Raw genomic sequence first — 13,892 nt, 5'->3', positions numbered from 1 at the left:
ATGCGCAAGGAACAGCAACTGGCGTTATTTGTTTTCAAACAGCTTTTTATACTCGCCGAAGCCTTCCTCTTCCAGTTTGTCTTTTGGAATGAAGCGCAGCGCCGCAGAGTTGATGCAGTAGCGCAAGCCGTTTTCCCCCGGGCCGTCCTCGAACACGTGCCCGAGATGGGAGTCCGCGTGCTTGCTGCGCACCTCTGTGCGAATCATGTTGTGGGACAGGTCAATGTGCTCGGTAACGTTCTCGCTTTGCAGCGGCTTCGTGAAAGACGGCCAGCCGCAGCCCGCATCGAATTTGTCCAGCGAGGAAAACAGCGGCTCGTTGGAAACGATGTCGACGTAGATGCCCTCTTCCTTGTGATTCCAGAACTCGTTGGCAAACGGGCGCTCCGTGCCGTTGTTTTGCGTCACTTCGTACTGAATCGGCGTCAGTTTCTTTTTCAGTTCTTCCTGCTTCTGTTTGTCGCGCCACGCTTCCTTGATGAACTTCGCCCTGCCGGACGCCGCCTTGTAATACTGATAGCGCAGCGGATTTTTCTTGTAGTAGTCCTGGTGATACTCCTCCGCCGGGTAAAACGGCTTGGCAGGCAAAATCAAGGTCGCAATCGGCTTCTGAAAACGCCCGCTTTGCGCAAGCTCGTCGCGTGACTGGATCGCCAGCCGCTCCTGCTCGGGGGTGTGAAAGAAAATCGCCGGAGCGTAAGACTGTCCGCGATCTCCGAATTGGCCGCCTGCATCTGTCGGGTCGATCTGTCTCCAAAACATTTGCAGCAGCTCCTCGTAGGAGATGAGCGCAGGATCGTACGTAATCTGTACAGCCTCAAAATGCCCGGTCGTCCCGGAGCATACTTGTTCATAAGTCGGGTTTTCCACATGTCCGCCTGTATAGCCGGACACAACCTTTTCAATTCCTGGCAGCTTGTCAAACGGGCTGACCATGCACCAGAAGCAGCCACCTGCAAAGGTTGCGGTTTCAAACCGGGAATGTTCGCTGTTCATGCCATTCGCCTCCTGAAATATACGACAGCTTCGCTAAGTCGATTGTACATGGTTTGCAAAATGAAAGTCCACTCCGTAGCTGTCGCAAACAGCAACCGGGTAAAAAAAGACCCCGTCTGGACGAGGTCTTGAAATGGGGGAAATGAAATTTGCGCTTACGCTTCCACTTCTTTTTCAGCCCCGGACAGCGCCTGGGCAAAGCCGGAGAGCATCACGACCATGTGGGCAATGCCTTCCTCAAAGTCTTTCAGACGGATAGATTCGTTCGGAGCGTGTACCTTGCAGCCGACCCAGCCTACACCTGTGCTGACGACGGGCAGTTGAAGTTGCTCCCCGAAAATGTACATCGGGCCAGTTCCTGCCGCATTTGGCGCGAGCACAGGCTCGTTTTCATAAATAACCCGTGCGGAATCGAGCACATGGGCGACGAACGGATGGCGGAAAGCGGAGCGGTACGCTTTTTGGCCGTTAATCATCGTGACGGAAATGTCGTCGAAGCCGTGCTTTTGCAGATGAGCCTCGACGCAGCGCAGGATGTGGTCCGGGTCTTGGCCTGGGACGAGGCGGCAATCGACCTTGGCTTTTGCCACCTTCGGCAAAACCGTTTTCGCGCCTTCGCCCGTGTAGCCGCTGTCCAGCCCGCAAATCGTCATCGTCGGATGGAACACCATCGCTTCACGCGGGTCTACCCCTTTTGCCGCCGTAATCAGCGGGCGCTTCAAGCCGTATAGCTGCGCCGTCGCTTCCTCGCTGAACGGCAGCGCGGCCACGACCTGCTTTTCCTCTTCTGTCGGCTCCACGATCCCGTCGAAAAAGCCTTCTACCAAAATTTCGTTTTGCTGGTTTTTCATCGTCGCCAAAGCTTGCACCAAGCGCCACGCCGCGTTGTCGACATACGCGCCCACGGAGGAATGCATGTCGATGTCCGCGCCTACGCACGTCAGCTCCAAATACGCCATACCTTTGATTCCGGCGACCATGCTGATGCGCTCAGCCTCGTCTTTTCCGCCGAACTCCCAGATGCACGCATTGGCTGCAAACAGGTCTTTGTACTTGCGCAAATACGGCTCCAGGTTCGGGCTGCCGATCTCTTCCTCGCCTTCGATCAAAAACTTGATGTTGCACGGCAGGCCGCCCAGCTTTTGCTGCAAGATTTTGATCGCGGAAAGCCGCGCCACGAGGTCGCCCTTGTTGTCTGCCACTCCGCGCGCGAACAGCTTGCCGTCGATCTCGGTCGGCGTGAACGGCTCGGTCTGCCACTCGTTGAACGGCTCTGGCGGCTGAACGTCGTAGTGGTTGTAGTAGAGCAACGTTTTGCTCGCGTCGCCTTCGCTGCCCGCTGCAAAAAAGGCGTAGACGACCGGATTGCCGCCCAGGTCGTCGAGAACTTTTGTCTCGCCGCCCGCCTCGCGAATCATCTGCACCACGTATTCCACCGTCTCCGGGATCGCTTTATGCTGCGCGGACACTGTTGGAAAGCTGGCGTATTGCTTCAGTCGGTCGACAGCCTCCGGCAATATTTCCTGGACGTAGCCCAATACTTGTTCCTTGTTCATGGTACGCTCCTCCTCAAGACCGAATGGGTGGTACGATTACTGCTGCAAGCTCGGCACCTTTGGCTCCATGTACGTCGCGAACCAGTCTGCGGTGTACTGCAATCTGAGGACGCGCTGCTCCGGGTCGCCGCTGCGGGACAGCTCGTGGCTGGCGCCGGGGAAGCGGACGAAAGACACGGGAGCCTTGCCTTGATGTTTCAGCGTGATGTAAAGCTGCTCGGCTTGGTCGATCGGGCAGCGGTGATCCTGTTCTCCGTGCATAATCAACAGCGGCGTCTCCATGTTGGCGACGAGGCGGATCGGCGAGTGATGCCACATTTTTTCCGGGTTGGTGAACGGATTCGCCTGAATTTCCTCTGCGCTGAAGTAGTAGCCGATGTCGCTCACGCCGTAAAAGCTCATCCAGTTGCAAATGCTGCGATCTGTCACCCCGGCCTTGAAGCGGTTCGTCTGCCCGACGATCCAGTTGGTCATAAGGCCGCCGTAGCTGCCGCCAGCTACCCCGAGGCGCGACTCGTCCACGAAGTCGAACTGTGCGCACGCGTAATCGACCGCGCTCATCAGGTCGAGGTAATCTTTGCCGCCGTAATCGCCGCAGCACGCCTGCATGAAGCGCTCGCCGTAGCCGAAGCTGCCGCGCGGATTCGTGTAGAGCACCGCGTAGCCTTTTGCCGCCAAAAGCTGAAACTCGTGGAAAAACGTGTTGCCGTACATCGAGTGCGGGCCGCCGTGGATTTGCAGGACGAGCGGGTACTTTTCGCCTGGCTGGTAGCCGACCGGCTTCAAAATCCAGCCGTGCACGTTCCAGCCGTCTTGTGCGGTAAACTCGATTTCTTCCGGCACGGACAGTTCCACATCCGCAAAAAAGTCGCGGTTCAGCTCTGTCAGACGTCGCTCGGCTCCTGTCGTCAAATCAATCTGGTACAAATCGCCAGGGATGAGCGGATCGCTAATGGCCGCGATCACCGTCTGCTGCTGCTCGTGGAAGGTAAATCCGTACACGTTGCGATTGCCGCCGACGATGCGCGTCGCCTCGCCACCGAGCGACACGCGGTAAATGCCGGAGTTGCCGCGCTCGCTCACGATCACGTACAGCGCGCTTCCGTCCTCTGTCCAGACCGCGCCCGGATTCGGATGTCCCGGGGAGCGCACGTCGCCAATCGTCGAATCGCCAATCTGCACATCCCAGTCTGCCGTCACGCACGTCTGCTGGCCGCTTTCCAAATCGTAGACCCATACTTTCTTTTGCGTCGCATTCAGGTAGGTTTCAGACACGCTGCCAATATAGGCGAGCTTTTTGCCGTCCGCCGACCAGGTTGGATAAAAGAAGGTTCCGTTGCTGCTCGTCAGCTTTTTCCATTCCCCTCCCGCAATCGGGATGAGGTACACATCGAGGCTGTGCTGCATGTCGGGATTTTCCGTGCGGTTGGCCGTGATCGCCAGCCATTGTCCATCCGGCGACCAGGAGCCGACCGTATGGTGGTACGGGCCGTCCGTGAGCGCCGTGATTTCTCCCGATTGCACATCGACCAGTGCCAGTTGCCGGGTTTTTTCGTACAAGTAGCCGTGGTCGTCGGACTTGTATTTCATCCGCTCCACGTGGATGACTTTCGGGGCAGTCGCTTTCTTTTCGCCTTCGCCTTCGCGGTCGTGGAACGTCTCACCGCGATCCAGCAGGGCAGAAAACGCGATGTAGCGGCCATCCGGCGACCAGATCGGAGTGCTTGCTCCTGCCTTGCAGAAAGTGAGCTGGCGCGGCTCGCCTCCGGTAGCGTCCATCAGCCACACCTGTGACGTGCCGGAACGCTTGGAGACGAACGAAAGCTGCGAGCCATCCGGCGACCAGCGCGGATACGTGTCGCGCACAGCGCCTGTCGTCAGCGCCCGCGGCTCTGCCGCTGCCAGCTCTCTTACGTACAGATGGTTGCGGTACGCATGTTCCTCGTCAATCGAGGTTTCTACGTAGACGACGGTGCGCCCGTCCGGAGACAGTTGGGGATCGCTCGCGTACTTCAGTTGGTACAAATCTTCTGCGGTCATTCCTCGTTTGGTCATGCCCCTCACTCCTTTTCACTATGGGAAGGCTGTAGATGCTGCAAGAAAAACTGCGTAATGCTCTGGTTCAGCGTGATGTGGTTGGCGAGCTTTTCCGTGAAATGACCCTCGTCCTCGAAGACGTGCAGCGAAACCTGCTGCCCTCTGGCCTGCATATCCGCCACAAGCTGTTCTGCCTCGCTTACGGGTACGCGGGTGTCGTTGCGCCCGTGGAAGACGAGCAACGGCGCCTTGATCTTGGCGGAGTGATTCAGCGGCGCGATCTCTTCGAAGAAATCGTCGTCCTCGCCCAAATATCCGTACTCGACCTCGCGCAGCTTTCTCCGCCATTCCCCGGTGTTTTCCAGGAACGTGCGGAAGTGCGAAATGCCGACGATATCCACTCCGGCAGCCCACAGGTCGGGGTAATGGGTCAGAGCGGCCAGCACCATGAAGCCTCCGTAGCTGCGTCCCATGATACCGATTGCTTGCGGGTCGACCGTGTCTTTTTGCGACAGGTCTTTGACCAGCCAGGCGAGATCGGCGACAGAGTCCATCCGTTTGCGGCGATCGTCGAGCTGCACGTACTCCCGGCCGTAGCCCATGCTGCCGCGCACATTCGGAGCCACGACGGTGAAGCCTTGATTGGCCAAATATTGAAAAACCGGATGATACTCGGCGCGAATCTGGCTCTCCGGCCCGCCGTGGACGTAGACGACGACAGGGCTTTTGCCCGTTTTTTCCTTGCTGTACAGGAAGTACGGAACTTCCAGGCCGTCGAACGAACGGAACGTACACAGCTTTGGCTCGACCAGCTTGTCCTGGATCGTCCGCGCCACGCCGATGCTCGTCACGCGCGCGCTTGTTTTTTCGCGGAGCGAGTACGTCCATATATCGCCGGGCAAGGTCGGGCTTTTCAGCGCAAAGGCAAGCTGCTCATCCGCCCGGAAAGCCAATCCGGCAATTACTCCGCCAGGCACGTTTTCCGCCAACTCCCAGCGCTCTTCGGCCAGCGAGTAAACGCCCAAAACGGAACGCCCGCCCTGATTGACGGTAAAAGCAAGCAAATCCTCGTCGGGCGAGAGCTTCGCTTCCTCGATATCCCACTTCGCGATGTGAACGAGCTTCACAAGCTCTGCATCTGCCAGCGAAAAGCGGCAAAGCGCCATCGTATTGTCGTCGCGGTCTGTGACGATGTAGCCGTGCTCGCCGTCCTTCGTCAATTGCAGCGACTGGAAGCGCGCCTGCTTGCTGCAAATCGGCAGCTTCTTCGCCTCTCTGCTCTTTAGATCGAGCAGGTAGAGCGCGTTGTCGATATTCGTTTCCTGCACGGTAAAAATCAGGCCGTTGCCATTCGGCAGCCAGGCGATCGGGTCGCAGCGCCCGTCAAAGCGATACACCTCTTCATAGACACCGCTGTCCACGTCTTGCACGTACAGGTCGAAGCAGCGCGGATGCCTGCGGTTGCTCGACCAGGCGATCTTTTTGCTGCAAGGCGACCAGCCACCGAAGTAGTGGAAACATTGCGGCGCATCCGTGAGCGGCTTGACGGCAGCCCCTTTGTCCGTCAACAAAAAAAACTGCTGCCGTTCGTCGCCTTTGTTGTCCATGCCTACGACGGTTTTCGTCCCGCACGGCGAATGCCCGAAATCGACCACTCTGTCAGGCAAAAAGCTCATCTGGCGCGCGCTCTGGCTCCCTTCGTCCCAGCGCCACAACTGGGCGATGCCTGTCAGCTTGGTCAAAAAGGTCAGCTCGTCTGTCTGCGGCACCACTTTCAACTGATAGGCGGACTTCACTTGCAAATAGTCCATAAACAAGGTTCAATCACCCTTTCCTCGTAAGTTGCGTGTGTATGTAGGTGGATCTTGGCTGACGAATCGTTGCGTGGGGATGACCGTGTAGAAAAGGGAAAAAAGAGGAGAGACTCCTCTTTTTTCTATTTTTTCGTTGCCCAACGCGCACTTGGGAAAGCGTTGACCGGATATGTCAAACCTTCCAAGTTTGGTTTAACCAAATAGTTTTGCTGATAGTGGTAAATCGGAATGAACGGCATGTCATCCATCAGGACCGCTTCGGCTTTATGCAGCAATTCCATCCGTTTGTTCGGATCTTGCTCGACTTTTGCCGCCATGTTGAGTTGATCGTACTCCTTGTTCACCCAGCCAGTGCGGTTGTTCGGGCTGTCGCCCAAATAGTAGTCGAGGTTAAACGCCGGGTCGCTGATTTGGCCTACCCAACCCATACGAGCCATTTGATAGTTCTTTTGTTTCGTCGTGTCGAGGTACACTTTCCACTCTTGGTTCATCATCTTCACTTCTACGCCCAGGTTTTTCTTCAACATTTCCTGAATCGCCTGCGCTACTTTTTTGTGGCTCTCATCTGTGTTGTACATGAGCGTTACTTCAGGCAGAGTAGACCAGCCCTCTTCCTGCATGCCCTCTGCGAGCAGCTTTTTCGCTTCTGCCACGTCTTCTTTGAAGTAGTCGCCGCCTTCTTCGCGGAAGTCTTTGCCTGTCGGCGTGATCGCTCCGCGCGGTACCATCGAGTAAGCTGGCGTTTCTCCGCCCTGGCTGACCATTTCGGTCAACGCTTTGCGGTCGATTGCCATTGCGAAAGCACGGCGGACCTTTTTGTTGGTGAACGGCTCTTTCGTTACGTTGAACATGTACATGTACGTGCCGTAGTATGGAACGGATTTGTAGTCAGGGCTTGATTTTTCCTGGGCGAGAATGTCAGAAGGCATCTCTTTGTTGAAATCAAGCTCGCCGCTTTTGTACATCTGGTAGGACGTCGTGGCATCGTTCACCATTTTCCAGGTGATCTTCTCCATTTTTACGTCGTCCTTGTTCCAGTAATGCTCGTTCTTTTCAATGACCAGCTCGGAGTCATGCTTCCAGGAAACGAGCTTGTACGCGCCGTTGGAAATGTACGTTTCCGCATCGGCTGCCCATTTTGGATTGGCTTCGGCCAGCTTTTTGTTGATCGGATGCCAGTAGCGGGTTGCGAGCATTTTGTCGAAGTAGGAAGTTGGCGCTACCAGCTCGATTTCCAGCGTTTTTTCGTCTACAGCCTTGATGCCGACGTCTTCTGCTTTTCCAGTCCCTTTGTTGTAAGCCTCTGCTCCTTTAATGTAGTAGAGCAGATAGGCAGTCGTGGAAGCAGTCGCCGGATCAATGTGCTTCATGAACGTATAGGCGAAATCTTCTGCCGTCACCGGCTCGCCGTTCGACCACTTCGCATCGTCACGCAAAATGAACGTGTACTTCAACTTGTCGTCGGACAGCTTCACTTCTTTTGCTGCGCCCAGGATCGGATTGCCCTCTTTGTCCTTGGTGTACAGCCCTTCGCCCAGATGATCCATAATCCAGAACGAGGTCGTATCTGTGGAGGTGAGCGGGTTCAAGTCAGGCGGTTCTGACTTGGCGTTGAACACGACTTCTTGTTTGACCGCAGCAGTTGGAGCACCTGTAGCGGCACCTCCGTTGGTTGCTGTCCCGCCGCTGCCGCCGCAGCCAGCAAGCGCTGGCACCACGAGCGACAGAGACAGGGCAAAAGCAGCTAGTTTCTTCACAATGGTTCCCCCTGTATAAAAAGATGTAAAATCGTACTACCGATACAAATGGCAGGCGACCCAATGTTTGGGCGCCGCCTCGATCCACTCCGGCACCTCTTGTGCGCATTGCTCGGTTGCTTTCGGGCAGCGCGTCCGGAAGACGCAGCCGCTCGGAGCATTGGCAGGGCTCGGCAAATCCCCCTGCAAAATGATGCGCTCCCGCTTGATCGTCGGGTCGGGAATCGGGATCGATGACAACAAGGCTTGCGTATATGGATGCAATGGTTTGGCGTAAAGCTCGAAGCTCTCGGCCATTTCCACCATTTTCCCTAAGTACATGACGCCAATTTTCGTCGAGATATGCTTGACCATCGACAGATCGTGGGCGATGAACAGGTAGGTCAGCCCTTTGTCCTGCTGCAAATCTTCCAGCAGATTGACGACCTGCGCCTGGATCGACACATCGAGCGCAGAAATCGGCTCGTCGGCGATGATAAATTCCGGCTCGACCGCCAGTGCCCGCGCGATGCCGATCCGTTGCCGCTGACCGCCGGAAAACTCATGCGGAAACCGGCTGGCGTGCTGCTTGGAGAGACCGACCAGCTCCAGCAGCTCCTTGACCCGATCGGCGCGCGCCCCGCGCGACAAGCCGTGGATGTCCAAGCCTTCTGCGATAATATCCATGACCGTCATGCGCGGATTGAGACTGGCCTGCGGGTCCTGGAAGATCATCTGCACATCGCGGTTGAACTGCGCCGAGTCTTTTCCTTTTAATTGGTGTACATTTTTGCCCTTGAACAAAACTTCGCCGTCTGTCCGGTCGTACAGGCGAATCATCGTCCTGCCGAGCGTCGACTTTCCGCAGCCGCTTTCCCCTACCAGCCCGAGCGTCTCTCCCCGCTTGATCGAAAACGTGACCCCATCTACCGCCTTGAGCTGGATGCCGTTGCCGATCTCGAAATGTTTCTTCAAATTTTTTACTTCCAGCAATGACTCACTCATCTACGTCTGCCTCCCTGCTGCTACGAGCTCATCCAGCTTGGGCGCCCGAGGATCATGCAACCAGCATGCTGCCTGGTGTGCATTTTCAAACACGCTAGCCTCTGGCATCTGCTGCTCGCATATTTCCATCGCAAACTGGCAGCGCGGGGCAAACGGGCAGCCTTTTGGCGGATGGAACAAGTCTGGCGGCGCGCCTTCGATCGGCACGAGCCGTTCTTTTTCCTCGCCATCAATACGCGGCAGCGAGCGCATCAGCCCCCATGTGTACGGGTGCTTCGGATTGGCGAAAATGTCCTCGACCTTGCCCGTCTCGACGACGATCCCTGCGTACATGACGACAGCGCGGTGCGCGATCTCCGCTACGACCCCCAGATCGTGCGTAATCATCACGATAGAAAGCTGCTGCTTGGCTTGCAGTTCGCGCAGCAAATCGAGAATTTGCGCCTGAATCGTCACGTCGAGCGCCGTAGTCGGCTCGTCGGCGATCACCAGCTTCGGATTGTTGGCCAGCGCGATGGCGATGACGACGCGCTGGCGCATGCCGCCGGAAAATTCGTGCGGGTATTGATCGACCCGTTTTTCCGGATCGGGAATGCCGACCAGCCGCAGCATTTCCATGGCCTTTTGCCGCGCTTCTTCCTTCGTCACCTGCTGAGAGCGCACGAAGCCTTCCACGATCTGGGCTCCTACCTTCATCGTCGGGTTCAGTGCGGTCATCGGGTCTTGGAACACCATCCCGATTTCGGCGCCGCGCAAGGCGAGCAACTCTTTTTTGCTCAGGCTCGTGATGTCTTTTCCGGCAAAGCGGATGCGCCCGTCGACGATCCGTCCCGGCGGATTCGGGATCAAGCCCATGATCGCCTGGGCGGTCACGCTCTTTCCGCAGCCGCTCTCTCCGACTACAGCGACGGTTTCGCCGCGGTCGACGTGAAACGTGACGCCGCGCACCGCCTGTACTTCTCCCCCGTATGTCTTGAAATGTACCCGGAGGTTTTCTACTTGCAGCAATTGCTCTGTCATGCCCGGTTCCTCCTATCCTTGGGCGCGGTTACTCACGAATCCGCGGGTCGAGTGCGTCCTGCAAGCCATCGCCGAAAACGTTGAAGGCGAACATCGTCAGCGAGATCATCAAAGCCGGGAAGAACAGCCTCCACCAGTCTCCGGTCAAAATCACGCCCAGCGCATCGTTCGTCATCGTCCCCCAGCTAGCGATGGGAGCTTGTACCCCCAAGCCGAGAAAGCTCAGGAACGATTCGGCAAAAATCGCCGACGGAATGGTGAACGTCAGGTTGACGATAATGACGCCAATCGTGTTCGGAATCAGGTGGCGCAGCAGGATGCGCGGAAATTTTGCCCCGAGCACCTGGGCCGCCATAATGAACTCCTGGTTTTTCAACTGCAAAATCTGCCCGCGCACGAGCCGGGCCATCCCGGTCCAACCAGTTGCCGACAAGGCGATGATAATCGTCAAAATTCCCGGCTCCATGACGACCATCAGCATGATGACGACCAGCAAGTACGGCAAGCCGTACAGCACCTCGATCAGACGCATGATGATCGTGTCGATGCGGTCGCCGCGTTTTCCCCGGCCCGCCATGTATCCGGCAATCCCTCCGATCGTGACCCCGATCACGAGGTCGATCAGCGCCGCTGTGACGCCGATGATGAGCGAGATTCGCGCTCCGTACCAGGTGCGGGAAAACATGTCCCGTCCAAGCTCGTCCGTCCCGAACCAATGCTCGGCGGATATTTCCTGATTCGCGGTCAAAAGGCTCTGGTCCGAGTAGCTGTACGGCACCAGATGCGGCCCGACGATGGCCATGACCACCATCAGCACGATGAGCGTAAAGCCTACCATCGCGAGCTTGTTGCGGACGAGCTTGCGCGTCACCTGTTGAAAATGGGTCAGGCTCGGCCGCATCTGGACAGCTTGCCCGTCTGTTTTTTGTGCTCTTGGTCGAAACAGCTCATTCGCTGCTTGTTCTGCCGCCATTGGCTACCTCCCCCTGCTCGACAATTTGATGCGCGGATCAATGAACATGTACGCCAGGTCAATCAAGAAAATAATCAGCACGAGAATCGCGCTGTAAAACACCGTTGTTCCCAAAATGACCGGATAATCCCGGTTGAAAATACCGTCCACGAAATATTTCCCGATACCCGGCACCGCGAAAATTTTCTCGACGACGAACGTTCCGGTCAAAAGCCCGGCCACCAGCGGACCGAGGAACGTGACGACCGGCAAAATCGCGTTGCGAATGCCGTGGCGGACTACAATCAGAAAAGTCGGAATCCCTTTTGCCTCCGCTGTCCGTATGTAGTTCTGGTTCATGACTTCGATCATGCTCGTCCGCATGTAGCGCGTGATGATCGCGAGCGGCCCGAAGGCAAGTGCCAGGGAAGGCAACACGGAATGCTTCCAGCTTGCGAGCGTCGCGACCGGGAACAGTGGCCACTTGATCGCCAGATAGTTAATCAACAGCGGCGCCATGATGAAGCTCGGTACCGCAATCCCCAGGACGGCCATGACCATCGCCGCATAATCAATCCATGTATTTCGGTTTAATGCCGCAATTATTCCGAATATCAGTCCAAAAAAAAGCGCAATGACGATTGCCTGCATCCCGATCAGGGCCGACGCCCCGAACCCGTCTTTAATCATATCGTTGACCCCGCGTGTCTCTGATTTGATCGAAGGGCCCAGGTCCAGCATCGCCAAGCTTTTCAGATAAGACAAATACTGCATCGGCAGCGGCTCATCCAGATGGTACTTGGCGCGCAAGTTGAGCAAAATTTGCTCCGGGAGCTGATCGGATTCCGAGGCGAACGGATCGCCCGGGATCATGTGCATTAAGGAAAACGTCAGCGTAACGATAATCCACAGCGTGACGACCATCATCAAAATTCGTTTTAACAAGTAACGCGCCATTTTCTTCTTATTCCCCCTATCCAGGCTTGCAAAAAACGTGCTTCTCTCTCGTTCGGCCCCCTTTAACGGAAATTAACCTAAAACATTCCTTAAATCAACAATATAGTGATATCTGTATTTAATGTCAATTCTGATTTTTTTGTTTTACTCATAATTTTTTTCATCGGTTGCAACTCGCCTGTTCTAATAGTAAACTACGCTAATACGGAATTTTTCCCTAAAACATCCCTTAAACGCCTTTTGCTCACGTGCTGGATTTCCTTTGCTTGGGCTGGGTATTTATGGCATTGGCATCAGGAATATAACGATACGATAATGCCGAAAAGAGGATCGATCCACTTCGTGACGAATAGGTTATCCCGTACTTTACCGTTTAGTTGGAGGACATGATGATTATAAGAGTCGGCTTAGTAGGTCCGAAAGATTCCGTGGAATTGATGAAAAAGGTGGGACGAGAGTTCGCAGACCGCCTCGTCCTGATTCCGTTTGTTTACCAGCGCGCGGAGGAAGCGGCTACGATCGTGGTAGAAAACGAGCCGGAGGTAGATATCTGGTTTTTCTCCGGGATTGGCCCCTACTCGATGGCGAAGCAGCATTTGCACAAGCAAAAAGCTTTTTATCCGCAAATCAACGCCAGTGTGCTGACGAAGGTGCTCCTGGAATTGGTGTACCGCGACGGGCTATCGCTGGATCGCGTCAGCTTCGATACCGTATCAGAAATGCATTTTCGCGAAACGCTGGAGGAGCTTGGGCTGACGTGCGAGCAGCCGTATCTCAATCCGTACCAGGAGTTCCGGCTCACCAACCACCTCGTCGCCTATCACACGGCTCTCGTCCGGGAAGGAAAAGTAGACGCCTGCGTCACCGGGATGCTGTCCGTGACCGAAGAACTGCAGCGCCAAGGGATCAAGGTGTACCGGATGGGCTTCACCCGTCTGACGTTCCGCGAAATTTTCAAGCAAATTTTGCAGGAGGGCGAGACGCTGCACTTCCAACGGTCGCAAATCGCCGTGCAACTGCTGGAAGTATCCGATATGGACAAGCTCGCCAATGAACCTGCAAACGCTTACGATTTGCGCCGCCTCGACCTCAAGCTGCAGGAGATCGTGCTCGACTACACCGAATCCATCTCGGGAAGCTTCGTCTCGTTGGGCAACTACAAGTTCATTTTGTTTTCTACGCGCGGCTCGTTCGAAGACAACCCGGCGTTCCATCCGACGTGCCTGCTGGAAAAAATCATGCTGCTCACCAACTCGACAGCCAATATGGGCATCGGCTTTGGCGTCACCGCGCTGGCGGCCGAACGCAACGCGCAGCTCGCGCTCGTCCACGCCAAAAAGCACGGAAACGCCGCGATTCTCGTCGATCACGACGGCTCCATCGAAGGCCCCTTGCGCCAGGCCAAAAGCATCAGCTACGAGTACTGGACAGAGGACAAGGAGATCAGCGAAGGACTGAAAAAGGCCGGGGTCAGCATTACGACCTTGAACAAAATCATTTCGGTGCAAAAGGCGTTGGGGCAAAATTACATCAGCGCGGCGGAAATGGCCGAATGGATGGGCATGACGCCGCGCAATGCCAGACGGATTTTGAGCGATCTGGCGGAGCACAACGTCATCGAGCAGATCGGCGAGGAAACCCCGACCAATCGCGGACGCCCGCGCAAAATTTACCGCGTTCTCCCCGCTTTATCGGACAGCCCGTAAGTACAATCGTCCGCATGCCCGATTAGAAAACTTGGCCGCGCCAACCGCTTGGCTCAGCCTTAGTTGCACATATGCTGGATAACCATCTTATCCATTCTTATCTGTACAGTACA

General features: G+C 56.0%; 10 protein-coding genes. 1 reads left to right on the top strand and 9 read right to left on the bottom strand.

Annotated elements, in window-relative coordinates; translation table 11 throughout:
* Positions 1-24: 24 nt before the first annotated feature.
* The 9 genes from msrA to AC3WQH_RS12945 all read right to left on the bottom strand — a co-directional run bounded on the left by msrA (position 25) and on the right by AC3WQH_RS12945 (position 12,073).
* The gene (gene msrA / locus AC3WQH_RS12985) at positions 25-996 is read right to left on the bottom strand and encodes a peptide-methionine (S)-S-oxide reductase MsrA (protein ID WP_005829548.1); all 972 of its coding nucleotides are present in this window, start codon (positions 994-996) and stop codon (positions 25-27) included.
* Positions 997-1,151: 155 nt separating this feature from the next.
* Entirely contained in the window at positions 1,152-2,552 is a 1,401-nt protein-coding gene (locus tag AC3WQH_RS12980; protein WP_005829546.1) for a M20/M25/M40 family metallo-hydrolase, read from the bottom strand.
* Between the two features lie 36 nt (positions 2,553-2,588).
* Entirely contained in the window at positions 2,589-4,607 is a 2,019-nt protein-coding gene (locus AC3WQH_RS12975) for a S9 family peptidase (protein WP_007783660.1), read from the bottom strand.
* Between the two features lie 5 nt (positions 4,608-4,612).
* Positions 4,613-6,400 (bottom strand): S9 family peptidase, encoded by a 1,788-nt coding sequence (locus AC3WQH_RS12970; protein WP_007783651.1) that lies wholly within the window; start codon positions 6,398-6,400, stop codon positions 4,613-4,615.
* 125 nt (positions 6,401-6,525) lie between these two features.
* Complete coding sequence (locus AC3WQH_RS12965; protein WP_005829540.1) at positions 6,526-8,160, bottom strand: peptide ABC transporter substrate-binding protein; 1,635 nt, start codon at positions 8,158-8,160, stop codon at positions 6,526-6,528.
* A 36-nt stretch (positions 8,161-8,196) separates the two neighbouring features.
* Positions 8,197-9,144, bottom strand: coding sequence for an ABC transporter ATP-binding protein (locus AC3WQH_RS12960; protein ID WP_005829537.1), 948 nt, complete (start codon positions 9,142-9,144; stop codon positions 8,197-8,199).
* The gene (locus tag AC3WQH_RS12955; protein ID WP_005829535.1) at positions 9,145-10,164 is read right to left on the bottom strand and encodes an ABC transporter ATP-binding protein; all 1,020 of its coding nucleotides are present in this window, start codon (positions 10,162-10,164) and stop codon (positions 9,145-9,147) included.
* 28 nt (positions 10,165-10,192) lie between these two features.
* A complete protein-coding gene (locus AC3WQH_RS12950) occupies positions 10,193-11,137 on the bottom strand; it encodes an ABC transporter permease (protein WP_005829533.1) in 945 nt (314 codons plus the stop codon).
* 3 nt (positions 11,138-11,140) lie between these two features.
* A complete protein-coding gene (locus AC3WQH_RS12945; protein ID WP_005829531.1) occupies positions 11,141-12,073 on the bottom strand; it encodes an ABC transporter permease in 933 nt (310 codons plus the stop codon).
* Positions 12,074-12,462: 389 nt separating this feature from the next.
* Between AC3WQH_RS12945 and AC3WQH_RS12940 the strand changes: the two genes are divergently transcribed.
* On the top strand, positions 12,463-13,779 hold the full coding sequence (locus AC3WQH_RS12940) for a helix-turn-helix domain-containing protein (protein ID WP_492332068.1): 1,317 nt from the start codon (positions 12,463-12,465) through the stop codon (positions 13,777-13,779).
* The last annotated feature ends 113 nt before the right edge of the window (positions 13,780-13,892 follow it).

The sequence above is a fragment of the Brevibacillus sp. FW301-21C12A genome, from assembly GCF_058788915.1.
The sequence above is the reverse complement of the archived record's forward strand: the minus strand, read 5'-3'. Positions and strand labels throughout refer to the sequence as shown.

Bases quoted from the DNA above. Each gene is read 5' to 3' on its own strand.
- msrA (WP_005829548.1), bottom strand. From the start codon at position 996: ATGAACAGCGAACATTCCCGGTTTGAAACCGCAACCTTTGCAGGTGGC.
- AC3WQH_RS12980 (WP_005829546.1), bottom strand. From the start codon at position 2,552: ATGAACAAGGAACAAGTATTGGGCTACGTCCAGGAAATATTGCCGGAG.
- AC3WQH_RS12975 (WP_007783660.1), bottom strand. From the start codon at position 4,607: ATGACCAAACGAGGAATGACCGCAGAAGATTTGTACCAACTGAAGTAC.
- AC3WQH_RS12970 (WP_007783651.1), bottom strand. From the start codon at position 6,400: ATGGACTATTTGCAAGTGAAGTCCGCCTATCAGTTGAAAGTGGTGCCG.
- AC3WQH_RS12960 (WP_005829537.1), bottom strand. From the start codon at position 9,144: ATGAGTGAGTCATTGCTGGAAGTAAAAAATTTGAAGAAACATTTCGAG.
- AC3WQH_RS12955 (WP_005829535.1), bottom strand. From the start codon at position 10,164: ATGACAGAGCAATTGCTGCAAGTAGAAAACCTCCGGGTACATTTCAAG.
- AC3WQH_RS12950 (WP_005829533.1), bottom strand. From the start codon at position 11,137: ATGGCGGCAGAACAAGCAGCGAATGAGCTGTTTCGACCAAGAGCACAA.
- AC3WQH_RS12945 (WP_005829531.1), bottom strand. From the start codon at position 12,073: ATGGCGCGTTACTTGTTAAAACGAATTTTGATGATGGTCGTCACGCTG.
- AC3WQH_RS12940 (WP_492332068.1), top strand. From the start codon at position 12,463: ATGATTATAAGAGTCGGCTTAGTAGGTCCGAAAGATTCCGTGGAATTG.